We start from the raw sequence: 23183 nt of genomic DNA, 5'->3' as shown, positions 1-23183 counted from the left end.
AGACCTGCCCGGGCCGCATGCGACCGGAAGCTTCCAGCGGCGCGCGGGCCAGACGCGCCCAGCGCGGCATGGCCGTGGTCAGCGCCCTGATCGTCGTCGCCGTCGTCGCGGCCCTGACATCCGGCCTGTTCATGCGCCAGACCTCCGCCATCCGCCAGATGGAAAACGAGCAGGCCCGCGCGCAAGCGCGCTGGCTGCTGGTCAGCGGCCTGGACTGGGCCCGCCTGGTGGTGCGCGAAAGCCTGCGCCGCGAACCCACCATCCACGCCGGCCAGCTGTGGACGGTGCCCGTGCAGGACACGCGCCTGGAACGCCCGGGCGACGGCCGCGTCGCCATCTTCTCCGGAAGCATCGAGGACGAACAAGGCAAGTTCAATGTCTACAACGTGGCCCGTGGCGGCCTGATCATGCCTGACCAGGTCGTGGTGCTCGCGCGCCTGCTGACCGCCCTGCAAGTCCCGGACGGCCTGGCGCAAACACTGGCGCAACGCGTCGCGCTGACGCAACCCAGCAAACCCGTGACCGACCCGAACGGCGCCATCATCCGCCAGGGCGCGCCACCGCGCGCGCCCGCCCCCCGCGGCATCGAGGACCTGCTGGCCAATCTCAATCTGGACCCCGCGCTGCGCCGCGATCTGCAGCGGACGCTCACCTATCTGCCCGCCGCCACCACCGTCAACGTCAACACCGCGCCACCCGAGGTCATCGCCGCCCTGGTCCCCGACATGACCATGGCGCAGGCCCGCATCGTGGTCGGCGAACGCGAACGGGGCGCCTGGTTCAATGACGCCGCCGACTTCACCAATCGCCTGGGCGGCGTCGGCGTGCAAAACACACCCGAGGGCATAGGCGCGACCAGCGCCTGGTTCTCCGCCACCGGCACCGTGGCTTACGAACGTGTCCACCTGGTCATGCGGGCGCTGATCCAGAGCGCCGCCGACCAATCCACCGAAATTGTCTGGAAACGAGAAATCCATTGAAGAACACCTTACGCATCGCGCTGCCCGAGCTCGCCGAGCTGTCCGCGACGATGCCGCTGGCCTACGCCTGGTTCGATCGCCAGGGCCGCTGCGCGCGCAGCGGTGAGCTGACGCCAGCGGCCCTGGCCACCGGCTTCGCCGGCGCCCGCGTCGAAGCGGTGCTGGTGCCCAACGACGCCATCGTCACCACGGTGCAGGTGCCCGCGGTGCCCGCGCGCGTGCTTACCGCCGCGATCCATGGCGCCGTCGAACCGCTGGTGCTCAGCGACCTGGAAGAACTGGCCATCGGCCACGGCCCCCGCGCCGCCGATGGCACCGTCACCGTGGCCTGGACCTCGCGCGCGGCGCTGGCCCGCGCCTGGAGCCTGCTGGTCCAGGCAGGCCTGCGCATCGACGCGCTGCTGCCCGCGCAACTGGTGCTGCCGCGCGACGACAGCCATCCCGAACTCGCCCTGGCCCTGCCCGCCGATGCGCGTTGGCAAACCGACGCTCCGCGCTGGTCGCTGGCCTTGCCGGCCTTGAGTCCGCGCCAGTCCTCGCCCTGGCGCGCGCCGCTCTGGTGGGCCGCCGCGGCCGTGGCCGTCTGGGTGGTGGGACTGAACATTCATGCGGCGCGCCTGCGCGGCGAAGCCACTGCCCTGCGCGCCGGCATGGAAGCGCAGGTCCGCACGGCATTCCCCGGCATCCCGGTGGTGGTCGACGCGCTGCGCCAGGCCGAACAAGGCCGCAATGCCCTGTTGGCCGGCCAAGGCAGCAGCAGCAACGGCGACTTCGTGCCCCTGGCGCTGGCCTCCGCCAAAGCCCTGCCCTTCGCCGCCAGCCATACCGCTGAAATGCGCTATGCCGATAACGCCATCACCTTGAAGCTGGATGGCGCCGACAGCAAGGACCCCGACCAGCTGGGCCAGGCGCCCGCCATGGCGCAAGCCGCTGCCGCGCTGGGCCTGCGCATCGAAAAACAGGACGCGCCGCTGACCTGGCGCATCACCAGGAGCCAGCCATGACGCGTTCCGTAGCGGGCCTGGCGCCCACCTTGGCCGCGTGGCGCCTGAAGCTGCGCGACACCCTGCGCCCGGTCGCCGTGTGGCATGCCGCGCTGACCCCACGCGAACGGCGCCTGGTGAACGGCGGCGGCGCGGTGCTGGCCCTGTTCCTGATATTCACCTTCGCCATCGATCCGGCGCTGACCACCATCACGCGCTCACGCACCGAACTGCCCGCGCTGCGCGCACAAGCCGCCGCGGTGGCCAGCCTGACCAACGAGGCCCAGCGCCTGCGCCAACACAGCGGCCGCAGCACCAACGCGCCGCTGGCGCAGACGGACATCGACGACAGCCTGCGCCGCGCCGGTTTCGCGCCTGACAGTTTCCAGACGACGCAGGAACTCGCCAACAGCGGCAGCAAGGCCGGCCAGGCCGCGGCCTGGCGCGTCGAATTCAAGCTGGCGCCCTCCGCGACGCTGATGCAGTGGAGCGACAAGGTGCCGGCCGAACTGCGCCTGCGCGTCGCCGAGGTCGCGCTGACCCGCGCCAGCACCGAGTACGGCCGTCCCATCCCCGGCAAGGTCAACGGCACCGTGCGCCTGGCCGCGCCCGTGAGCAACTGATGGCGTCGATGGCATTGCTGGAACGCTGGCAGGCGCGTCGCGCCGCGGGCGCATCCCGTATCCTCGGGCTGCTGGTGGCCGGCATCCTGGTGGGCCTGCTTGCCGCCCTGAGCGTCCTGCCCGCCCGCTGGCTGATGCGCTTCGTCGATGACGACGGCCTGTACGCCATCGTCGACGCCAGCGGCACCATCTGGAACGGCAGCGCGCTGCTGGCCGTGGGGCCCGCGGGCGCAAGACGCACGCTGCCGCAGCCGCTGGATTGGCAATGGACCTGGCACGGCGTGATGCTGCGCCACCCCTGGCTGAGCGGCACCGTGCGCCTGGCGCCGGGCTGGCATGGCCTGTTCACGCCGTCGGTGTCGATGTCGGCCGGCAGCCTGCGGTTACCCGCCGACATCCTTGCCGCCTTCGGCTCGCCGGTGAACACGCTGGCGCCCGGCGGCAATCTGGAACTGCGCTGGCCCGACTATGACGCCGGCGTGGCGCGCGGGCCCGAGTTGCTGCAAGTGCAATGGCGCGACGCATCCTCGGCGCTGTCCACGGTCAACCCCCTGGGTAGTTACCGTCTGCAGGCCACGGCCGGCAAAGGACAGGGCAAGGGCAATGACGTGGTGGTGACGCTGACGACCTTGAACGGTCCGCTCAAGGTGCAGGCCACGGGGAACTGGAACGGCCGCCGCCTGGCGCTGAACGGCGCCGCGGAAGCGGAGGCAGGCGTGCCGGACAATGTGCGGCAGAATCTGGAAACGCTGCTGTCGGCCATCGGCCGTCGTGATGGCGCGCGCAGCGTGTTCGGTACGGGTCCGTAGCAGGCCGGCCGCCGCGGCGCCTTCCCGCAGGCACCACGGGATCAATGATCCCGCGTCACCCGCACGATTTCCTCGGGCGCCGTCACGCCGTCGCGCACCCAGCGCTCGCCGTCCTGGCGCATGGACTCCATGCCGGCGGCCACGGCCGCCAGGCGCAGCGACTGCTCGTCGCGCCCTTCATGCACCAGGCGCCGCACTTCTTCGTCCACCACGAACAATTCGTGGATGCCCGTGCGGCCGCTGTAGCCCGTGTGATTGCAATGCGGGCAACCCACCGGCCGGTACACCAGGCGGCCCTCTTCTTCATGCGGCGCGCGGCAATGCTGGCACAGCCGGCGCACCAGCCGTTGCGCCAGCACGCCCAGCAGCGACGACGCCAGCAGGAAAGGCTCGACGCCCATGTCGGTCAAGCGAGTCACGGCCGACACCGCGTCGTTGGTGTGCAGGGTGGCCAGCACCAGGTGGCCCGTCAGGGACGCCTGTACGGCGATCTGCGCCGTTTCCAGATCGCGGATTTCACCGATCATGATGACGTCCGGATCCTGGCGCAGGATGGCGCGCAGGGCCATGGCGAAGCTCATGTCGATCTTGCTGTTGACCTGGGTCTGGCTGACCCCGGGCAAGTCGTATTCGATCGGATCCTCGACCGTCAGGATGTTGCTGGTGCTCGCGTCCAGCCGCCCCAACGCCGCATACAGCGTGGTGGTCTTGCCGCTGCCGGTCGGGCCGGTCACCAGCACGATGCCGTGGGGTTGCCGGATCAGCTTGTCCAGCTTGCCCAGCAAGCCGGCCGCCATGCCCAGCTTCTCCAGCTCCAGGCGCCCTGCTTCCTTGTCCAGCAGACGCAGCACGGCGCGTTCGCCGTGGCCCGTGGGCAGGGTCGATACCCGCACGTCGATGGGACGCCCGCCCACGCGCAAGGCGATACGGCCGTCCTGCGGCAGGCGCTTCTCGGCGATATCCAGATGCGCCATGATCTTGATGCGCGAGATCAGCGCGGCATGCAGCGCCTTGCGCGGCGACACCACGTCACGCAAGGTGCCGTCGACGCGGTAGCGCACCACCGAGTGGGTTTCGTAGGGCTCGATATGGATATCGCTGGCGTTGTCGCGCGCGGCCTGGGTGAACAACGCATTGATCATGCGGATCACCGGCGCGTCGTCCTGCGCCTCCAGCAGATCGGCCACCTCAGGGATGTCCTGCATGAGCCGGTCGAGATCGATCTCGTTTTCGGCCACGCCCATCACCGTGGCGGCGTCACCCGTATCGCTATAGGTGGCCGTCAGCAGGGTTTCCAGCACCGCGTCGTCCACCACCTCGACACCCAGATCGCCATAGCGGCGCCGTATCTCGGCCAGGGCCCAGGACGGCGTGCGCGCGCTGGTGGTCAGGCGCGGCCGCCCGCCCTGCATGGAGACCACGGCGCGCTGCGCGCGCGCCCAGGCATAAGGCAGTGACGGCAATGCGCTCATGGCTGCGTCACCAGCTCCGGCTTGTAGCCTAGTTGTTTCAACAGCGACAAGGCCGTGTCGACGCTGCGCGCATCGCGCGGCACCTGCGAGCGCACGACGTAGCCCTGGCCGCCGGGGCCGGGCTGGTTATAGGCGTCCAGGCCGCTCATGCGCACGCGCGCGGCGATGTTCTCGGCCTGGTCCTGGCCGTTGGCCGTGGCGAACTGCAGGGTGGTCTTGGTCGACTGCGTGTCGCCGTACAAGGCCGAGGGATCGCTGGCGATGGTCACGCCGATCGGCAGATTGGCGCGAATCACTTCATCCGGCGGACGCGGCGTCTCGGGCAACTGGCGCACGGCGAAGGATTGCGTGGACTGCGGGGGCGCCTGCTTCAAGGTCTCGGCGGCGGCGGCCGGACGCAGGTCGTAAGCGCCATTGGGCGCGCCGGGCACATTGGCCGGCGGCAGGATGGGCGCGTTCATGTCCGGCAAGGCCCAGTGATCGCCCGGCTGCACCACGCTCTGCGCGCGCCGCATGTAGTTGTAGCGATCCAGCGTGACGCCCATGGCGTCCTGGCTGCTGCGCACCACGTGCGGCCGCAGGAACACCATCAGGTTGGTCTTCTCGCGGCTGCGCGAGTCGTCGCGGAACAAGGCGCCGATGATGGGGATGGAGCTCAGGCCGGGGACGCCGGAATTGCTGGTCGATACGCTGTCCTGCAGCAGCCCGCCCAGCACGATGATCTGGCCGTCGTCGATCAGCACGCTGGTGTCGATGGCCCGCTTGTTGGTGACGATGCCGCTCGTGCTCGTGGAGCTGGTGGCATCGATGGAGCTGACTTCCTGGTAGATGTCCAGCTTGACCGAACCGCCCTCGGAAATCTGCGGCCGGATGTTCAGCTTCAGGCCCACATCTTCCCGTTCGATGGTCTGGAAAGGATTGGTGCTGGAGCCGCTGCCGGACGTCACGTACTGGCCCGTCACGAAGGGCACGGTCTTGCCCACCATGATGCTGGCTGCTTCGTTGTCCAGGGTCATCAGGTTGGGCGTGGACAGGATGTTGGCGCCGCCGTTGGTCTTCAGCGCATTGGCCAGCAGGTTCAGGTTGAGAATCTGGCCGACACCGGGAATGGTGGTGGTGCCGCGCAGCAGGCCCACGCTCAAGCCGCCGGGCAAGGCGTCGATGGTGGTCGCCGCGCTGGTCAGGTTGAGCCCGGAACCGCCAAGGTTGGAGCCGCCGATCACGGACGTGCCGTTGGTGTTGAGGCCACCGTTGGTGGCGCCGAACCATTGCACGCCCAGCTGCGCCGCCTGGGTTTCGTTGACTTCGACGATCATGCTTTCCACCAGCACCTGTGCACGACGCTGGTCCAGCATGTCGATCACTTCCCGCAGGCTGCGGTACTGAGGCTCGTTGGCGGAAATGATCAGGGTGTTGGTGGCGGGGTCGGCCTGCACCGTCGCGCCGTTGCCGGAGTAGGAAACCGGCTGCATATTGTTGCTGCCGTCGACCCGGGCGATGGCCTGCTGCTGGCCGGATCCGATGCCGCTGCTGGACGAGGACGTGCCGCTGGTGCTGCCGCTCCCCATGCCCGTGGGCGTATACGTGTTGCCGCTGCCGCCCTGGCTGGTCTGGCTGCCGCCTTGCTGCACGGCCGCGCCGCCGCCGCCACTGCGCTGGCCCTGGCCGCCGGCGCCATTGGCCCCTGGCGCGTTGGCGCCCTGGCCGGTCAGCAGACCGCCCAGCACGGCCGCCAGGCGCACGGCCTGGGCATTGCGCAGATAGACCACGTGCAGATTACCGGCGCCGGACTGCTGGGTATCGAGCTTCATGACCAGGTCACGCGCCAGCGCGGTGCGCGCCGGGCTGCCCGAGCGGATCACCACGTTGTTGGTGCGCGGATCGGCGATCACGGCGATGCGCTGGGTAGCGTCGGCGCTCTGCTGCTGGGCATCCAGCAGTTGCGACGCCAGCGCCGCCACGTCGGACGCGATGGCATAACGCACCGGCACCACCGCCGTATCGATCGAGGTCGGCACGTCGATGCTGGCGATGACCCGGGCGATACGCTCCATGTTGTCGGCGTAGTCGGTCACCACCACGGTATTGTTGCCGGGGTAGGCATTGACGGGATTGTTGGGCGGCACCATGGGCCGCAACACCGGCACCAGGTTGGCGGCGTTCTCGTACTTCAAGGGGAACACCCGCGTTACGACCTCGCCACCCGGCGCGCGCGGCGCGCCAGCCGCCGGCGCGGAAACGTTACGGCCACCCCCGGCGCCGCGGCGGTCGAAGTCCTCGACCGACATCGCGCTGCCCTGCAGTTTGGCGTCGGCCTCCGGCACCACCCGTGTCACACCGCCGACTTCGACGATGGCGTAGCCTTGCAGACGCAGAGAACCCGCCAGCATATTCATGGCGGTCTGGCGATCGACGGGCTGATCGGATACCAGCGTCATCTTGCCCTTCACACGAGGGTCATAAAGATAATTACGCTTGGTGAATAACGACAAGGCGCGCAAGACCGCCGGAATGTCGACATCCACGAAATTAAGGGAAACCTTGTCGTCGGTACTACGCGCCGGTTGCTGCGCAAACGCCGTAAGGGGAACACCCAACGTGAGGGTGAGTGACAGGGTTGCGGCTGTCAGCCGTTGCAAAACGCGTAGCATGGATCCATCGTCATTATGGCCAGAAGCGCGGCGATTATACTGATCGCAATGCAATATTACTGTCATAAACAACGCTCTATTAACGGTCATAATTGCCGGCCAATATTAATTGCTCATAGCGACGCGCTGAGGGCACGATGACGGTGCCGCGGGCACTGCTTTATTAAGAATTCTTCATAAATGCCTTCCTATCGCTATACCGCCACCGACGCATTGGGTAAGACCGTGCGCGGTTTGATTGACGCGGATACCGCGCGGGGCGCTCGCAATCAATTACGTGCCCGCGGCTTGTTACCGTTGACGGCCGAGCCCGCCGCTGGCGGCAGTGGCAGCGCGCAATCGGCGCGCGGCCTGTTCGGTCCCAAATTGAATGACAACGACCTGGCCTGGCTGACCCGGCAGTTGTCCAGCCTGCTGGCCGCCGGCCTGCCCCTGGATGCCGCCCTCAGCGCGGCCCAGGACCAGGCCGAACGCAAACACGTGGCGGAAGTGTTGTCCGGCGTGCGCGCCGACGTCCGCGCCGGCCACCGTTTCGCCGAAGCCCTGGCGGCGCGGCCGCGCGATTTTCCCGAGATTTATCGGGCCCTGGTCACCGCGGGCGAAGAATCCGGCGAACTGGCCACGGTGATGGACAAGCTGGCCGTGTATATCGAAGACCGCAATGCCTTGCGCAGCAAAATACTGACGGCCTTTATTTATCCTTGCGTGGTCGGCTGCGTGTCGGTGGTCATCGTTATTTTTCTGCTGGGCTATGTCGTGCCCCAGGTCGTTTCGGCCTTCACACAGACCCATCAACAACTGCCCTTTTTGACCCGCGCGATGCTGGCGCTGAGCGACTACGTGCGGCAATGGGGGTGGTTGACCGGGCTGGTGATCGCCGCGCTGGTATTCATGTGGCGCCGCACACTGCGGCTGCCAGCCGCCCGGCTGGCGTGGCACGCCCGCGTGCTGCGCCTGCCCCTGGCGGGCCGCTTCGTCATGGGTGTGAACGTGGCGCGCTTCGCGTCGACGCTGGCGATTCTTACCGGCAGCGGCGTGCCCCTGCTGCGCGCGCTGGATGCGGCGCGCCAGACCCTGGGCAATGACAGGCTGCGCGGCGCGGTCGACGATGCCACCGCCCGCGTGCGCGAAGGCGCGTCGCTGGCGTCGTCGCTGCAGGTGCAGCGCGTGTTCCCTTCCCTGCTCGTGCACCTGACCGCCAGCGGTGAAAAGACCGGCACCTTGCCCGGCATGCTGGACCGCGCCTCGTCCACCCTGGCGCGCGAACTGGAACGCCGCGCCATGGCCATGACCGCGCTGCTGGAGCCGGCCATGATCCTGGTGATGGGCGGCTTCGTGCTGATGATCGTGCTGGCGGTGATGATGCCCATCATGGAAATCAACCAGATGGTGCGCTGACCCGCAGCCGTCAGCACTCCACGATATTCACCGCCAGGCCGCCGCGCGCCGTTTCCTTGTACTTGGTCTTCATGTCGGCGCCGGTCTCGCGCATGGTCTTGATGACCGAATCGAGCGACACATAGTGATGGCCGTCGCCACGCAGCGCCATGCGGGCGGCGTTGACGGCCTTCACCGACGCCATCGCATTGCGCTCGATACAGGGGATCTGCACCAGGCCGCCGACCGGATCACAGGTCAGCCCAAGATTGTGCTCCATGCCGATCTCGGCGGCATTCTCCACCTGCGACACCTTGCCGCCCGTCACGGCGGCCAGCGCACCGGCCGCCATCGAACAGGCCACGCCCACTTCCCCCTGGCAGCCCACTTCGGCCCCTGAAATCGAGGCGTTGTACTTGTACAGCAGGCCGATGGCCGCGGCCGTGAGCAGGAACTCGTGGATGCCCGCGCGGCTGGCGCCCGGCACGAAGCGATCGTAGTAATGCAGCACGGCGGGGATGATCCCGGCCGCGCCGTTGGTCGGCGCCGTGACCACGCGGCCGCCCGCGGCGTTTTCTTCGTTGACGGCCATGGCGTACAGATTGACCCAGTCCATCACGGTCAGCGGATCGGACAAGGCGCGTTCCGCGCGTTGCGTCAGGTGGCGATAGAGTTCAGGCGCGCGCCGGCGCACCCGCAAGGGGCCGGGCAATTCGCCATCCGCTTCCGGATGGTCGATGCCACAGCCGCGCGCCACGCACTCCTGCATCACGCGCCAGATATCGTCGAGCCCCGCCCGTACTTCCTCCTCGGTGCGCCAGGCCTGTTCGTTGCGCAGCATCAGGCCGGCGATGGACAAACCCGCGTCCTCGGCCATGCGCACCAGCTCACGGCCGGTGCGGAACGGAAAAGGCAGTTGATCGTGCGCGGCCATGACCTGGCTGTTCGAGGCGCCCGCCGTCACCACGAAGCCGCCGCCCACCGACAGATAACGCCCCTCGCGCAGGCTCGCGCCCTGCGCGTCGAACGCATGGAATTTCATGCCGTTGGGATGCTCGGCCATGGCCTCGCGCCGATAGAACAGCAGGTGCTCCTTCTCGACGAAGGGCACGGCGTGTTCGCCCAGCAGGACCAGGCTGCGCGTGGTTCGCACCTGCTGGATCAGGCCCGCGATGGCCGCGGGGTCCACCGTATCCGGTGCCAGGCCCATCAATCCCAGCAGGACGCCCTTGTCGGTGCCGTGGCCCTTGCCCGTCGCGCCCAGCGAACCGTACAGCTCGGCGCGTACGTTGGCCACGGCCGGCAGCAGGCCGTCGCGCTTGAGCCCCGTGGCGAACAACAGGGCAGCCCGCATGGGCCCCACGGTATGCGAACTGGACGGCCCTATGCCGATCTTGAACAAATCGAAAACGGAAACAGCCAAGACAACCCCTTGCCATGTCGTGTGTGCTGCCATCATATAGCGGCCCCTCTCCCGCCCGTCAAAAACGCCGTTTATGGCAGCCATAAAGATTTATGAGAACGTTTTCATTTTGAATTCGACCCAGAGCGCATCTCATGCGATGATGGGGACGCACCCCCACTTTTGAATACTGTTTGCCTATGTCCGGAATCATCACGCTACTCGACTTCGCTGGCTATGTCGCCCTGCTGCTGTGGGGCGTACACATGGTCCAGACGGGCGTCCAGCGTGCGTTCGGCGCGGCGCTGGGCGCCTTCCTCGGCAAGGCTTTGGGCACCCGGCTGCGCGCGTTCTGCGCCGGCCTGGCCATCACCGCCGCCTTGCAAAGCAGCACGGCCACCGGATTGATGATCACCGGCTTCGCGGCCGGCGGCATGGTGGCCCTGGTCCCCGCCCTGGCCGCCATGCTGGGGGCCAATGTCGGCACCACGCTGATCGTGCAGCTGCTGTCCTTCGACCTCACCGCGCTGGCGCCCATCCTCATACTGGCCGGCGTCTGGATGTTCCGCCGCTATCCGCCGGGCCGCACGCGCGACCTTGGCCGGGTGTTCATCGGCCTGGGCCTGTTGCTGATGTCGCTGCACGCCCTGGTCGAACTGTTCGCGCCCTTCCAGACCGCCCCGCTGCTGCGCACCATCCTCGATGCGCTGGCCACGCAACCGGTGGCGGCCATGCTGCTGGCCGCGGCCTTGACCTGGGCCGCGCATTCCAGCGTGGCCGTGGTGGTATTGCTGATGTCCATGGCCAGCCACCATCTGGTTTCGGGGCCGGCCGCCTTTGCCATGGTGCTGGGCGCCAACCTGGGCACGGCGATCAACCCCATCATCGAAGGAGTCACCGGCGACGATCCCGCGGCGCGCCGCCTGCCGCTGGGCAATCTGCTGACGCGGCTGGCCGGCGTGGTGCTGGGACTGCTGGCGATGCCCTGGATCGAGCCCTGGATGGAAGGCCTGTCGCAGGATCCCGCCCGCGCCGTCGCCAATTTCCACACGCTTTTCAACGCCGTCATCGCCATCGCGTTCCTGCCCTTCCTGGCGCCTTATGCCGCGCTGTTGACGCGCTGGCTGCCCAAGCGTGCCGACCCCGACGATCCGTCCCGTCCGCACTACCTTGACGAGGCCGCGCACGACGTCCCGGCGGTGGCGCTGGGCAACGCATCGCGCGAAGCCCTGCGCATGGCCGACATGCTGCAAACGCTGCTGCTGTTGGCACGCGCCGGTTTCAAGCGCGACAACCGGCACCGCCTGATGCAGGCACGGCAGTTGGACGGCGGCCTGGACAAGCTGGAAACGGCTATCACCATGTACCTGGCCACGCTGGATCGGGAAAACATGACCAGCGAAGACACGCAGCGCATGGAAGAAATCCTGGCCTTCGCCAGCAATGTGGGCCATGCGGCCGATGCCGCGTATCACGGCCTGCTGTCGCACGCGAGCAAGCTGCGCAAGCAAGGGTGGACGCTGGCGCCGGAGCAGCGCGAGGAACTGGACGAGGTGCTGGGCCAGCTGCTGGCCACCGAGCGCCGCACGGCCGCCCTGTTCGTCAATGCGGACCTGCGCCAGGCCCGCGCGCTGGCCGGCGAGAAGGAGCGGCTGCGCACCCTGGAAATCCACGCATCGGAAACCCACCTGAACAAGATCAAGGCCGGCCACGTCGATGCCGCCGAAGTTGGCCAGCTTTACCTGGACATCCTGCGCGACGTGAAGAACATCAACTCGCATCTGGTGGGCGCGGCCGCGTATCCGGTGCTGGCCAAGGAAGGCGAATTGCTGCCCAGCCGGCTGCGGGAAAACGTCACCGCGAATGGCAACTAGGGCGCCCGGCGGCGAGACCTGCGTCGCCTGAGCGGCAATACCCGTCATGCAAAAGGCCCGAGGGCCGGCGCGGCAATCATGGCCGCGCCGGCCCTCGGGCCATCTACATCTTAAGCTTGGCCGCTTACTTCAGGTATTCACCGAACCAGTCCACCAGACGCTTCCAGCCATCCTTGGCTTCCGCTTCGTGATAGCTGGGCCGGTAATCGGCGTGGAAGGCATGGCCGACATCGGGATACACCACGAACTTGGACGCCTGCGCGGCGGCATTGCCCTGCGCCAGCTTGGCCTTGACCTGCTCGATGGTGTCCACCGGAATGCTTTCATCCTTGGCGCCGTACAGCCCCAACACGGGGCCGTGGACCTTGTCGGCGATATCCACCACGAACTGCTTGATCAGCGGGCCGTGACCCGTGGTGACCTTGCCGTACCAGGCCACGCCGGCTTTCACGTCGGGATTGTGCGCGGCATACATCCAGGTGATGCGGCCGCCCCAGCAGAAACCCGTCACGCCCACGCGCTTGGGATCGCCGCCGTTCTGCGCGGCCCAGGCCACGCTGGCGTCCAGGTCGGACATGACCTGGTCGTCCGGCACCTTGGCCACGAGTTCGGCGACCAGCTTGGGGATGTCCGTGTACGTCGAAGCATCGCCCTGGCGCTCGTACAGATTCACGCCGATGGCGAAGTAACCTTCCTTGGCGACGCGACGGCAGACGTCCTGGATATATTCATGCAGGCCGAAGATTTCCTGCACCACCAGCACGATGGGCAGCTTGGACTTGCCTTCGGGCACGGCGTAATACGCCTGGACCGTGCCGTCCTTGACGGGCAGGTCGATCAGGCCATGGGTCAGGCCCTGCGGGCTGGTATGGATGACCGTGGGTTGCACGGCACCGGCGGCGGGAGCAGAAGTCATGGTGAATTCCTTATCGTGACGCTGGGGAAACAACGATTATGCCTGGGCATCACTGACCAGCAACTAAAGCCCGTGGGCACTGCTTCTGTGCCCAAATGGAAACGCCCCGTTGCAGACGGGGCGTTTCCGGGAACGTAACAATGTCAGCAAGCCGGCATCAGTGCGCCTGTTCCCAGTTCTTGCCCACGCCGACCTCGGCGACCAGGGGCACGTGCAGTTCGGCGACACCGCACATCAGGGCCGGCAGGCGTTCGCGTACCAGCGCCTGCTCTTCATCGGGCACTTCCAGGACCAGTTCATCGTGTACCTGCATGATGATGCGGCTGCCCAGCTTGTCGGTTTCGATCCAGCGTTGCACCGCCACCATCGCCATCTTGATCAGGTCCGCGGCCGTGCCCTGCATGGGCGCGTTGATGGCTGCCCGCTCCGCCGCCTGACGGCGCGGTCCCGAGCCGCCATTGATTTCCGGCAGCCACAGGCGCCGGCCGAACACCGTTTCCACATAGCCCTGCTGGCGCGCCAGCAGACGCGTCGATTCCATGTACTGCGCCACCCCGGGGTAGCGCGCGAAATAGCGGTCGATATACGCCTGCGCCGCGTCCCGCGTGATGCCCAGGTTCGACGCCAGGCCGAACACCCCCATGCCGTAGATCAAGCCGAAGTTGATGGCCTTGGCGGCCCGCCGCTGTTCAGTGGCCACGTTTTCCAAGGCCACGCCGAACACCTCGGCCGCGGTGGCGCGGTGGATGTCCTCGCCCGCGGCAAACGCGCGCTGCAGGTTGGCGTCGTCCGACACGTGCGCCATGATGCGCAGTTCGATCTGCGAATAGTCGGCCGACATCAGCACGCCGCTTTCCGGCACGAACGCTTCCCGCACCCGCCGGCCTTCGGCCGTGCGCACGGGGATGTTCTGCAGATTGGGATCGGACGAGGCCAGCCGGCCGGTGATCACCGCGGCCTGCGCATAATGCGTGTGGACGCGACCCGTGGCCGGGTTGATCATGCGCGGCAGCTTGTCGGTGTAGGTGGATTTCAGCTTGGCCACGCCACGGTACTGCAGCAACACCTGCGGCAGCGGATAGTCCTGCGCCAGCTTGGTCAGCACTTCTTCATCAGTGGACGGCACGCCGCTGGCGGTCTTGCGCACCACCGGCAGTTGCATGCGGCCGAACAGGATCTCGCCCAGTTGCTTGGGCGAATTCAAGTTGAAGGGCTGGCCCGCCAACTCATAGGCGCGCGCTTCCAGGGCCAGCATTTCCGTGCCCAGGGCGTGGCTCTGGCGCGCCAGCTCTTCGGCATCGACGCGCACGCCATTGCGCTCGATACGCAGCAGCACCTCGGCCACCTGCATTTCCAGCTTGTAGATGAAATCCAGGCCGCGCTCGGCGCTGACGCGCGGCCGCAGCAGGTTGTGCATCTGTATCGTGAAATCGGCATCCTCGGCCGCGTAGAAGGAGGCCTTCTCCACCGCCACTTCATCGAAGCAGATCTGATTGACGCCTTTGCCGCACAGTTCTTCGTAGGTCTGGCCCTTGCGGCCCAGCCAGCGCTGGGCCAGGTCGGCCAGGCTGACGCCGCGGTGCGACTCCAGCACATAGGCCTGCAACATCGTGTCTTCCTGGATGCCAGCGAGCTGGATCCCTTCGTTGGTGAAGACATGCGCGTCGTATTTGGCGTTGTGCAGCAGCTTGGCCGCGGCGGCATTTTCCAGCCACGGGCGCAGGCGTGCCAGCACTTCGTCCTTGGGCAGTTGGTCGCCGGCCTCGGGGCCGCGATGCGCCACGGGGATATAGCAGGCGGTGCCCGGCGTCACGCTCAAGGAGATGCCGACCAGACGGGCCTGCATTTCGTCCAGCGACGTGGTTTCCGTATCCAGCGCCACCAGGGGCGCGGCCTCGATCAAGGCCAGCCAGCGCTCGAAGGCGGCCCAGTCGGTGATGGTTTGATAATCGGTTTCGGCGGGGGGCGCGGGCGCTTCCTCGATGACGCGGGCATCACCCGTGGGCACGCGCTCGGATTCCCCGCTGATCTCCCGCAGCCAGGTGCGGAAGCCGTAGCGTTCGTACAGTTCCAGCAGCACTTCCTTGTCCTGCTCGCGCGGCAGCAGATGCTCGGGCGAAACGATTTCTTCGCCCAGGTCGCAATCGCGCTTGACCGACAGCAGCTCGCGCGTCATCGGGAAGCTGGGCAGGGCCGTGCGCAGATTGTTGCCCGCCACGCCCTTGATGCTGTCAGCCACCTCGATCAACTTGTCGACGCTGCCGTGTTCGGTCAGCCATTTGACGGCGGTCTTCGGTCCCACCTTGTCGACACCCGGAACGTTGTCGACCGAGTCGCCGATCAGCATCAGATAGTCGACGATGCGATCCGGCGCCACGCCGAACTTCTTCACCACGCCGGCGGGGTCCAGCACTTCGCCGCTCATGGTGTTGACCAGGGTCACATGGTCGTCGACCAGCTGCGCCAGATCCTTGTCGCCGGTCGACACCACGGTGTTCAGGCCATGCTCGGTGGCGATGCGGGCCAGGGTGCCGATGACGTCATCGGCCTCCACCCCGGCCACCGCATACACGGGCCAGCCCAGCGCGCGCACCGCTTTATGGATAGGCTCGATCTGTGCTGCCAGGTCCTCGGGCATGGGAGGCCGGTGCGACTTGTATTCTGGATAGATATCGTCACGAAAGGTCTTGCCTTTCGCGTCGAAAATGCAGGCGGCGTACTCTGCCTTATGATCTTGAACCAGCTTGCGCAGCATATTGATCACGCCATAGATAGCCCCAGTGGGCTCGCCCTGCGAATTCCGCAAGTCAGGCATGGCATGATAGGCACGGTATAAATAGCTGGAACCGTCAACCAATAACAGGGTTTTATTCATGTTGAAAGTGGCAGATGGCAAGGAGACTCCTGCCGGTACGCAAATACCGGTGATTATGTCAGAGTTGCATAACGCAGCAGAGAAGCTGGGCCATATCGGCCCGGCCGTGAGTGTATTCGGCAGTGCCCGCATCAGCCGTGATTCGCCCCATTACGAGACCGCGCGCGCGGTCGCCGACGCGCTGGCGCAGGCAGGGTTTGCGGTGATCGCGGGCGGCGGCCCGGGCATCATGGAAGCCGCCAACAAGGGCGCCTTCGAAGCCAAGGGTACCAGCGTCGGCTTGAACATCAAGTTGCCGCATGAAGCCAGCAACAACGAGTTCCAGACCATCAGCCTGGACTTCGAGTACTTCTTTTCGCGTAAGGCGACCTTCTTCATGCACAGTTTCGCCTATGTTGCCCTGCCGGGCGGCTTCGGCACGCTGGATGAGCTGTTCGAGGCCTTGACGCTGGTGCAGACCGGCAAGGTGCCGCCCGCCCCCATCATATTGATGGGCAGCGACTTCTGGCGGGACGGCGTGAAGTGGCTGGCGAAGACGGTATTCGGCAACGGGATGATAGGCCGGCGCGACCTGGACCTGTTCATCATCGAGGACGATCCCGCCAAGGCGGTACAGCACATCGTGGACTTCCACACGCAACTGCTGTCGCAGGAGCGGTACGAGCCTTCGCTGCCGGCCTGAAGGCGCGACCGGCCCTATCCTGCACCAGGTTGGTTCATCCTGGGCGGGCATGCTCTGCATTGGGGCGCATTACGCCCCATTTCGGGCGGGGCGGGAGCATGGATAGTCCGGGCCCCGGGCTGGTGCATGGCCCGATATGGCACACATTTTGCATTCGGTTGGAGGGTGCGCCCTGATGGCGCGTCCCTGATTTCCAACCGGCGGCTCGCCGCCCTCCCTGCCCAACCGCATGAACGGCTTTCTTCCGATGCCAGGCGCGCCGCATACCGGTGGCTGGCGCGCGTCCCTGGCATTGAGCCTGGCGCGGCGCGGCGCCCGCACGGTGCTGGCCGGTCGCAGCCACAGCGGCCCGCTGAACGTGCAGAAGCCGCTCTATCCGGAACCGGATCCGGCCATCTGCCACCTGACCCTGCTGCATCCGCCGGGCGGCTTGGCCGGGGGTGACCGCCTGGCACTGGATCTGGCGCTGGAAGCGGACGCGCACCTGGTCCTGACCACCCCCGGCGCCACCAAGTGGTACAAGACCACGCCCCATCATCCTGCCCATCAGGACGTCCGCATCACGATGGGGCCAGGGGCGCGGCTGGATTGGCTGCCCCTGGAAAATATCTATTTCGATCACAGCGAGGCACGCCAGAGCCTGGAGTTGCGCCTGGCACCGGGCGCGACCGCCCTGGGGTGGGACGCCGCCCTGCTGGGCCGGCAGGCTTCCGGCGAGACCTGGCGCGCGGGCTCGCTGCGCACGCTGACGCGCTTGCGCGACCCGGCCGGCCGGCTGCTGTGGACGGAACGACAGGTTCTGCAGGCGGATGCCGCTTTGCGCGCGGCCCCGCAAGGACTGGCCGGCTTGCCCGCTTACGGCACCTTGTGGGCCATCGCGCCCGCCTGCGACAGCGCGCTGGCCGAGGCCTGGGCGAGCAGCCTGCCTTCCGGATGGCCGGCCGGAACGCCGCAAGGGTCGCACGCTGAAGCGCCGCCAGCTTCGGGGGAGCCGCCCGCGCGATCCGCCGGCGTTCCCCGCATACACGCCGGCATCACCAGTCCGGTGCCAGGCCTGCTGCTCGTCCGGGCGGTGGCCTCGAACATCGAACCGATACGTCTTTTGTTCAACGACCTGTGGCTGCGCCTGCGGCCCCTGGTGCACGGCGTGCCCGGCAGGCCCCTGCGCCTGTGGGCCACCTGAACCCATCACGCTACTCCCTGGACTCCCATGAAGCTCACGCCCCGCGAGAAAGACAAACTGCTGATCTTCACCGCTGCCTTGCTGGCCGAACGGCGCAAGGCGCGCGGCCTGAAGCTGAACTACCCCGAGGCGGTCGCCTACATCAGCGCCGCGCTGATGGAAGGCGCCCGCGATGGCCGCAGCGTCGCCGAACTGATGGACTACGGCAGCACCTTGCTCAGCCGCGACGACGTCATGGAAGGCGTGCCCGAAATGATTCCCGACGTGCAGATCGAGGCCACCTTCCCTGACGGCACCAAGCTGGTCACCGTGCATCACCCGATTCCCTGAGACGGTTGCAACGTGCGGACGAGCTCGCCCTGCGCGCCATCAGCAACACAACATCAGCCACAACCATGATCCCTGCAACGAGGCCCCTCATGCTTTCTTCGCACCGTTCTTCTTCCGTCAGCGCCCCCCGCGTGGCGCGCGCCGCCGCACTGCTGGCGCTGTTCGCGGCCGGCGCCGCGCAGGCCCATCCTGGCCATGAACATATCGCTGAAGCCGCCGGCTGGGCCGCCAGCGCCACCGAAGGCTTCCTGCATCCGCTCACCGGCGCCGACCATCTTTGCGCCATGATCGTCCTGGGTGTCTGGAGCGCCCTCACCAGCCGGCGCGCCTGGCTGGCGCCGCTGTCGTTCGCGTCCGTGCTGCTGCTCGGCGCGCTGCTGGGCCTGGCGCGCGTACCGCTGCCGGCCGTGGAGCCCATGATTGCCGTATCCCTGCTGGTGCTGGGCCTCCTTACGGCCACGCGCGCGCGCCTGCCGGAAGTGGCCGGCGCCGTGGTGGCCGGGGTCTTCGCGCTGTTCCATGGCCACGCCCACGGCTATGAACTGCCCGAGACGGCCATCGCCCTGCCCTATATCGCCGGCTTCATGGCGGCGACCGTGACCCTGCACTGCGTGGGCATCGCCGGCGGCCTGGTCCTGCGCCGTGGCAGCGCGTGGCTGCCGCGCCTGGCCGGCCTGGGTGTGGCGGCTTATGGCGTGGTTCTGCTCGCTGCCTGAATGAACCATACAAAGGATCCGACATGATTCCCGGAGAACTGCTGGTCGACGACGGCGAGATCGAACTCAACGTTGGCCGCGACACCCTGATGCTGACGGTGGAAAACACCGGCGACCGCCCCGTGCAGATCGGCTCGCACTTTCATTTCTTCGAGGTCAACGACGCCCTGCGCTTCGATCGCGCGCTGGCGCGGGGCTTCCGCCTGAACATCACCGCCGGCACCGCCGTGCGCTTCGAGCCGGGACAAAGCCGAACCGTTGAACTAGTCGCGCTGGCCGGCCAGCGCGAGGTCTATGGCTTTTCCGGCCGCATCATGGGCAAGCTGTGATGACGTCGCCGCGCCTTCCTCAAGAACCCGTGCGCGCGACCCGCGCCCCTGGAGCATCCGCATGAGCCTGAAAATCGGCCGCCGCGCCTACGCGGAAATGTTCGGCCCCACTACCGGCGACCGCCTGCGCCTGGCCGATACCGATCTGCTGATCGAAATCGAGCGCGACTACACGACCTATGGCGAAGAAGTGAAATTCGGCGGCGGCAAGGTCATCCGCGACGGCATGGGCCAGTCCCAGCGCCTGGGCGCGGACGTCGCCGACACCGTCATCACCAATGCCGTGATCCTCGACCATTGGGGCATCGTCAAGGCCGACATCGGGTTGAAGAACGGCCGCGTCATGGCCATCGGCAAGGCCGGCAATCCCGACATCCAGCCTGGTGTGACCATCGTCATTGGCGCCGGCACGGAAATCATCGCGGGCGAAGGCAAGATCGTCACGGCGGGCGGCATAGACTCGCACGTCCATCTGATCTGCCCGCAACTGATCGACGAAGCCCTGGCCGCCGGCCTGACCACCCTGCTGGGCGGCGGCACCGGCCCCGCCACCGGCACCGCGGCCACCACCTGCACGCCTGGCGCCTGGCATATGGAGCGCATGCTGGCCGCCGTCGACGGCTGGCCCATCAATATCGGCCTGCTGGGCAAGGGCAACGCCAGCCAGCCCGGACCGCTGATGGAACAGATAGACGCCGGCGCCATCGGCCTGAAGCTGCACGAGGACTGGGGCACCACGCCGGCGGCGATCGACTGCTGCCTGGACGTGGCCGAGCGCACCGACACGCAGGTCGCCATCCATACCGACACCTTGAACGAGAGCGGCTTCGTCGAGACCACGATCGCGGCGTTCAAGGATCGCTCGATCCACACCTATCACACCGAAGGCGCCGGCGGCGGCCACGCGCCCGACATCCTCAAGGTGGCCGGCCTGCCCAACGTACTGCCGTCATCCACCAATCCGACGCGCCCATACACCGTCAACACGGTGGACGAGCATCTGGACATGCTGATGGTGTGCCACCACCTGGACGCCGCCATCGCCGAAGACGTGGCGTTCGCCGAATCGCGCATCCGCCGCGAGACCATCGCCGCCGAGGACATCCTGCAGGACCTGGGCGCGATCTCCATGATCTCCAGCGACTCGCAGGCCATGGGACGCATCGGCGAAGTGATCATGCGCACCTGGCAGACGGCCCACAAGATGAAGGTGCAACGCGGCGCGCTGACCGGTGACGGCCGCGCGGACAATGCGCGCGCCAAGCGCTATATCGCCAAGTACACGATCAATCCCGCGCTGACCCACGGCATCGCCCACGAGGTCGGCTCGGTGGAGCCCGGCAAGTGGGCCGACCTGGTGTTGTGGGACCCGGCGTTCTTCGGCGTGAAGCCCGATATGGTGCTCAAGGGCGGCATCATCACCACCGCCCTGATGGGCGATCCCAATGCCTCCATCCCCACCCCCCAGCCGGTACACTACCGGGAGATGTTCGGCGCGCGCGCCGGCGCGCTGGCGCGTGGATCCCTGACCTTCGTGTCGCAGTCCGCGTACCAGTCGGGCGTGGCCGCGCGTTATGGCTTGTCCAAGCGGGTGGTCCCGGTGCAAGGCGTGCGCGGCGTGCGCAAGTCGCACATGATCCACAACGATTGGCAGCCGCATATCGAGGTCGACCCGGAAACCTACCGCGTGCTGGCCGATGGGCAGGAATTGATTTGCGAACCGGCTGAGGTCTTGCCGATGGCGCAACGCTATTTCCTGTTCTAGGCGGGCCAGGCTCGCCGCCCGGCGCGCGCTACCGCATGTACAAGGCATTATGAAACGCATCGAGAAAATTGTCGGACCTGGCCAGGCCATCGCCAAGCCGTTGCTGCGCCGCGCGCCCACGTTGACGCTGCCCTATGACCAACGCAGCCGCAGCCGCCTGGCCGCCACCCTGGACGACGGCGAGGAAGTGGCGCTGTTCCTGCCGCGCGGCACGGTATTGCGCGATGGCGACGCCCTGGTCGCGGAAGATGGCTCATTCGTGCGCGTCGTCGCGGCGGCGCAGCCGGTGCTGCGCGCCACCTGTGTCGATCCGCATATCCTGCTGCGGGCGGCCTATCACCTGGGCAATCGGCACACGCCGGTGGAAGTGGGCGCGGATTACCTGCAACTGGAATTCGATCCGGTGCTGCGGGATCTGCTGCTGCGCCTGGGCCTGAAGGTGGTGCAGATCGAAGCGCCCTTCCAGCCTGAAGCCGGCGCCTACGGCGGCGGCCACAAGCACGGTCACGACGAAACCTTCGCCGAAGATTACGCACTGGCGCAGCAGGTGTATCAGGACCGGCATGGGCATGGGCATGGGCATGATCATGACCATGACCATGACCATGGTCATAAGCATGACCACAAGCATGATCACGGCCATGGCCATGCGCACGATCACGCCCACGGTCATGACCACGATCATGCCAATTGCGGCCATGATCACAGCCACGATCACAAGCACGATCACAAGCACGCACATGGCCATGACCACGATCATGACCACGCCAATTGCAGCCACGATCACAGCCACGATCACAAACATTCGCACGGACACGATGACCATGGACACGACCATGACCACGGCGCCGGCAAAAAGCACCGGCACTGAGCTGATCGCCCTGCTGCACCTGGCGTCGCCGGCCCTGCCGATCGGCGCCTTCAGTTATTCGCAGGGACTGGAAGCGGCCATCGACGCCGGCATCATCCATGACGCCGCCAGCGCGCGTGCCTGGATCGCCGCCGGCCTGGACGTCACCGCGCGCGGCGAAACCGTGCTGCTGGCCCAGCAGTACCGCAACTGGGCCGCGCTGGACACCGTCGCCCTGGCCGACTGCAACGATGAGCTGCTGGCCATGCGCGAGTCCTTCGAATTCCGTCAGGAAACCGAGCAGATGGGCTGGTCGCTGGCACGCCTGCTGGATGACCTCACCTGGGGCCCGGACACCGCCCGCGCCATCCTGCGCGCCATGCGTCCGGTCAGCCTGCCCACCGCTTATGCCTGCGCCATGCAGGGCGCGGGCATCGCCCTGCACGATGGCCTGCTCGCCTGGCTCTTCGCCTGGACTGAAAACCAGGTCGCGGCCGCGCTCAAGGCCGTGCCGCTGGGCCAGGTCGCCGGCCAACGCATCCTGTTCGGCCTGCGCCAGGACATCGCCACGGCCGCCACGCGCGCCGCGGCGACCCGCGTCGAAGACGCTTCCACCTTCGCCCCCATGCTGGGCATCCTGTCCGCGCGCCATGAGTCGCAGTATTCACGGCTGTTCCGGTCATGAGCCCTCTTCATCATCACGGCGCGCCTGCCGCCATTTCCATCAGGACCCTCGCATGACTACCCGCACCAAAAAGAACCCACCCCTGCGCGTCGGCATCGGCGGTCCGGTCGGTTCCGGCAAGACCACGCTCACCGAGATGTTGTGCAAAGCCATGCGCGACAAGTACGACCTGGTGGTCATCACCAACGACATCTACACCAAGGAAGACCAGCGCCTGCTCACCGTGGCCGGCGCCCTGCCCGCCGAACGCATCATGGGCGTGGAAACCGGCGGCTGCCCGCACACCGCCATCCGCGAAGACGCGTCCATCAATCTGGAAGCCGTCGACCGCATGTTGACCCGCTTTCCCGACGCCGACATCGTCTTCATCGAATCGGGCGGCGACAACCTGGCCGCCACCTTCAGCCCCGAGCTGTCGGACCTGACGCTGTACGTCATCGACGTGGCGGGCGGAGAAAAGATTCCGCGCAAGGGCGGCCCGGGCATCACCAAGTCCGACCTGCTGGTGATCAACAAGACCGACCTGGCCCCGCTCGTCGGCGCGTCCCTGCCCGTCATGGAAGAAGACACCCGCAAGATGCGGGGCGAGCGTCCCTACGTCATGAGCGACATGAAAGCCGGCAAGGGCCTGCCCGACATCGTCGCCTTCATCGAACAGCGCGGCTTGCTGACGGCGTAACG

Annotated in this window: 19 protein-coding genes and 1 pseudogene; 15 read left to right on the top strand and 5 right to left on the bottom strand. The window is 67.0% G+C overall.

The window, feature by feature from the left end:
* The first annotated feature begins 17 nt into the window (after window positions 1-17).
* Genes gspK through gspN form a run of 4 tightly spaced genes read left to right on the top strand, consistent with a single transcriptional unit; the run spans window position 18 to window position 3395 of the window.
* Window positions 18-980 (top strand): type II secretion system minor pseudopilin GspK, encoded by a 963-nt coding sequence (gspK, locus tag ASB57_RS02275; protein ID WP_057655852.1) that lies wholly within the window; start codon window positions 18-20, stop codon window positions 978-980.
* Window positions 977-1984 carry a type II secretion system protein GspL gene (gene gspL, locus ASB57_RS02270; RefSeq protein WP_057650201.1) on the top strand — a complete coding sequence of 336 codons (1008 nt, stop codon included), beginning with the start codon at window positions 977-979 and terminating at the stop codon, window positions 1982-1984. Before gspK ends, gspL begins: the two co-directional genes overlap by 4 nt.
* On the top strand, window positions 1981-2586 hold the full coding sequence (gene gspM / locus ASB57_RS02265) for a type II secretion system protein GspM (RefSeq protein ID WP_057650199.1): 606 nt from the start codon (window positions 1981-1983) through the stop codon (window positions 2584-2586). Before gspL ends, gspM begins: the two co-directional genes overlap by 4 nt.
* Complete coding sequence (gene gspN, locus ASB57_RS02260; protein WP_057650197.1) at window positions 2586-3395, top strand: type II secretion system protein N; 810 nt, start codon at window positions 2586-2588, stop codon at window positions 3393-3395. Before gspM ends, gspN begins: the two co-directional genes overlap by 1 nt.
* Window positions 3396-3436: 41 nt before the next feature.
* Here gspN and gspE read toward each other — a convergent pair whose 3' ends face one another.
* Together gspE and gspD are read right to left on the bottom strand one after the other, a co-directional pair.
* Window positions 3437-4867, bottom strand: a complete 1431-nt coding sequence (gspE, locus tag ASB57_RS02255) for a type II secretion system ATPase GspE (RefSeq protein ID WP_057650195.1) — start codon at window positions 4865-4867, stop codon at window positions 3437-3439.
* Complete coding sequence (gene gspD / locus ASB57_RS02250; protein WP_057650193.1) at window positions 4864-7518, bottom strand: type II secretion system secretin GspD; 2655 nt, start codon at window positions 7516-7518, stop codon at window positions 4864-4866. The genes gspE and gspD overlap by 4 nt, the downstream gene beginning before the upstream one ends.
* 180 nt (window positions 7519-7698) lie before the next feature.
* On the opposite strand from gspD, the gene gspF reads away from it, so the two are divergent.
* Window positions 7699-8916, top strand: coding sequence for a type II secretion system inner membrane protein GspF (gspF, locus tag ASB57_RS02245; RefSeq protein ID WP_057650192.1), 1218 nt, complete (start codon window positions 7699-7701; stop codon window positions 8914-8916).
* A 10-nt stretch (window positions 8917-8926) separates the two neighbouring features.
* Here the strand turns inward: gspF and ASB57_RS02240 are convergent, their stop codons facing one another.
* Window positions 8927-10318 (bottom strand): L-serine ammonia-lyase, encoded by a 1392-nt coding sequence (locus tag ASB57_RS02240; RefSeq protein ID WP_057650190.1) that lies wholly within the window; start codon window positions 10316-10318, stop codon window positions 8927-8929.
* Window positions 10319-10497: 179 nt separating this feature from the next.
* Here ASB57_RS02240 and ASB57_RS02235 point away from each other — a divergent pair, with 179 nt between their 5' ends.
* The gene (locus tag ASB57_RS02235; RefSeq protein ID WP_057650188.1) at window positions 10498-12171 is read left to right on the top strand and encodes a Na/Pi cotransporter family protein; all 1674 of its coding nucleotides are present in this window, start codon (window positions 10498-10500) and stop codon (window positions 12169-12171) included.
* A 124-nt stretch (window positions 12172-12295) separates the two neighbouring features.
* Here the strand turns inward: ASB57_RS02235 and ASB57_RS02230 are convergent, their stop codons facing one another.
* Both ASB57_RS02230 and polA read right to left on the bottom strand, forming a co-directional pair.
* A complete protein-coding gene (locus ASB57_RS02230; protein ID WP_057650187.1) occupies window positions 12296-13087 on the bottom strand; it encodes a dienelactone hydrolase family protein in 792 nt (263 codons plus the stop codon).
* A 157-nt stretch (window positions 13088-13244) separates the two neighbouring features.
* Window positions 13245-15962 (bottom strand): DNA polymerase I, encoded by a 2718-nt coding sequence (polA, locus tag ASB57_RS02225; RefSeq protein WP_057650185.1) that lies wholly within the window; start codon window positions 15960-15962, stop codon window positions 13245-13247.
* A gap of 55 nt (window positions 15963-16017) precedes the next feature.
* On the opposite strand from polA, the gene ASB57_RS02220 reads away from it, so the two are divergent.
* From ASB57_RS02220 to ureG, 9 genes and pseudogenes are all read left to right on the top strand, one after another.
* Complete coding sequence (locus tag ASB57_RS02220; protein ID WP_057650183.1) at window positions 16018-16644, top strand: TIGR00730 family Rossman fold protein; 627 nt, start codon at window positions 16018-16020, stop codon at window positions 16642-16644.
* Window positions 16645-16873: 229 nt separating this feature from the next.
* Window positions 16874-17827: an urease accessory protein UreD gene (locus ASB57_RS02215; protein ID WP_057650181.1), complete on the top strand. Its 954-nt coding sequence runs from the start codon at window positions 16874-16876 to the stop codon at window positions 17825-17827.
* Window positions 17828-17854: 27 nt separating this feature from the next.
* Window positions 17855-18157, top strand: a complete 303-nt coding sequence (gene ureA, locus ASB57_RS02210; protein ID WP_057650178.1) for an urease subunit gamma — start codon at window positions 17855-17857, stop codon at window positions 18155-18157.
* Window positions 18158-18246: 89 nt separating this feature from the next.
* Window positions 18247-18873 carry a HupE/UreJ family protein gene (locus ASB57_RS02205; RefSeq protein ID WP_057650176.1) on the top strand — a complete coding sequence of 209 codons (627 nt, stop codon included), beginning with the start codon at window positions 18247-18249 and terminating at the stop codon, window positions 18871-18873.
* A 23-nt stretch (window positions 18874-18896) separates the two neighbouring features.
* Window positions 18897-19202: an urease subunit beta gene (locus ASB57_RS02200; protein ID WP_057650174.1), complete on the top strand. Its 306-nt coding sequence runs from the start codon at window positions 18897-18899 to the stop codon at window positions 19200-19202.
* A gap of 61 nt (window positions 19203-19263) precedes the next feature.
* Window positions 19264-20967 (top strand): urease subunit alpha, encoded by a 1704-nt coding sequence (gene ureC, locus ASB57_RS02195; protein ID WP_057650172.1) that lies wholly within the window; start codon window positions 19264-19266, stop codon window positions 20965-20967.
* A 49-nt stretch (window positions 20968-21016) separates the two neighbouring features.
* A pseudogene (ureE, locus tag ASB57_RS02190) lies at window positions 21017-21652 on the top strand (urease accessory protein UreE); the annotation flags it as partial.
* 139 nt (window positions 21653-21791) lie between these two features.
* Window positions 21792-22502 carry an urease accessory protein UreF gene (locus tag ASB57_RS02185; protein ID WP_057650169.1) on the top strand — a complete coding sequence of 237 codons (711 nt, stop codon included), beginning with the start codon at window positions 21792-21794 and terminating at the stop codon, window positions 22500-22502.
* Window positions 22503-22554: 52 nt separating this feature from the next.
* A complete protein-coding gene (gene ureG / locus ASB57_RS02180) occupies window positions 22555-23181 on the top strand; it encodes an urease accessory protein UreG (RefSeq protein ID WP_057650166.1) in 627 nt (208 codons plus the stop codon).
* The last annotated feature ends 2 nt before the right edge of the window (window positions 23182-23183 follow it).

Source organism: Bordetella sp. N, from assembly GCF_001433395.1.
Lineage (GTDB): Bacteria > Pseudomonadota > Gammaproteobacteria > Burkholderiales > Burkholderiaceae_B > Bordetella_C.
This window is presented reverse-complemented; position numbering and strand designations above follow the sequence as displayed.

Excerpts from the sequence above, each read along its gene's own strand:
- ASB57_RS02235 (WP_057650188.1), top strand. The coding sequence starts at position 10,498 with ATGTCCGGAATCATCACGCTACTCGACTTCGCTGGCTATGTCGCCCTG.
- gspN (WP_057650197.1), top strand. The coding sequence starts at position 2,586 with ATGGCGTCGATGGCATTGCTGGAACGCTGGCAGGCGCGTCGCGCCGCG.
- ASB57_RS02230 (WP_057650187.1), bottom strand. The coding sequence starts at position 13,087 with ATGACTTCTGCTCCCGCCGCCGGTGCCGTGCAACCCACGGTCATCCAT.
- ureA (WP_057650178.1), top strand. The coding sequence starts at position 17,855 with ATGAAGCTCACGCCCCGCGAGAAAGACAAACTGCTGATCTTCACCGCT.
- ASB57_RS02200 (WP_057650174.1), top strand. The coding sequence starts at position 18,897 with ATGATTCCCGGAGAACTGCTGGTCGACGACGGCGAGATCGAACTCAAC.
- gspF (WP_057650192.1), top strand. The coding sequence starts at position 7,699 with ATGCCTTCCTATCGCTATACCGCCACCGACGCATTGGGTAAGACCGTG.
- ureC (WP_057650172.1), top strand. The coding sequence starts at position 19,264 with ATGAGCCTGAAAATCGGCCGCCGCGCCTACGCGGAAATGTTCGGCCCC.
- polA (WP_057650185.1), bottom strand. The coding sequence starts at position 15,962 with ATGAATAAAACCCTGTTATTGGTTGACGGTTCCAGCTATTTATACCGT.
- gspM (WP_057650199.1), top strand. The coding sequence starts at position 1,981 with ATGACGCGTTCCGTAGCGGGCCTGGCGCCCACCTTGGCCGCGTGGCGC.
- gspD (WP_057650193.1), bottom strand. The coding sequence starts at position 7,518 with ATGCTACGCGTTTTGCAACGGCTGACAGCCGCAACCCTGTCACTCACC.
- ASB57_RS02205 (WP_057650176.1), top strand. The coding sequence starts at position 18,247 with ATGCTTTCTTCGCACCGTTCTTCTTCCGTCAGCGCCCCCCGCGTGGCG.
- gspK (WP_057655852.1), top strand. The coding sequence starts at position 18 with ATGCGACCGGAAGCTTCCAGCGGCGCGCGGGCCAGACGCGCCCAGCGC.
- ureG (WP_057650166.1), top strand. The coding sequence starts at position 22,555 with ATGACTACCCGCACCAAAAAGAACCCACCCCTGCGCGTCGGCATCGGC.
- gspE (WP_057650195.1), bottom strand. The coding sequence starts at position 4,867 with ATGAGCGCATTGCCGTCACTGCCTTATGCCTGGGCGCGCGCGCAGCGC.
- ASB57_RS02215 (WP_057650181.1), top strand. The coding sequence starts at position 16,874 with ATGAACGGCTTTCTTCCGATGCCAGGCGCGCCGCATACCGGTGGCTGG.
- ASB57_RS02185 (WP_057650169.1), top strand. The coding sequence starts at position 21,792 with ATGGACACGACCATGACCACGGCGCCGGCAAAAAGCACCGGCACTGAG.
- ASB57_RS02220 (WP_057650183.1), top strand. The coding sequence starts at position 16,018 with ATGTCAGAGTTGCATAACGCAGCAGAGAAGCTGGGCCATATCGGCCCG.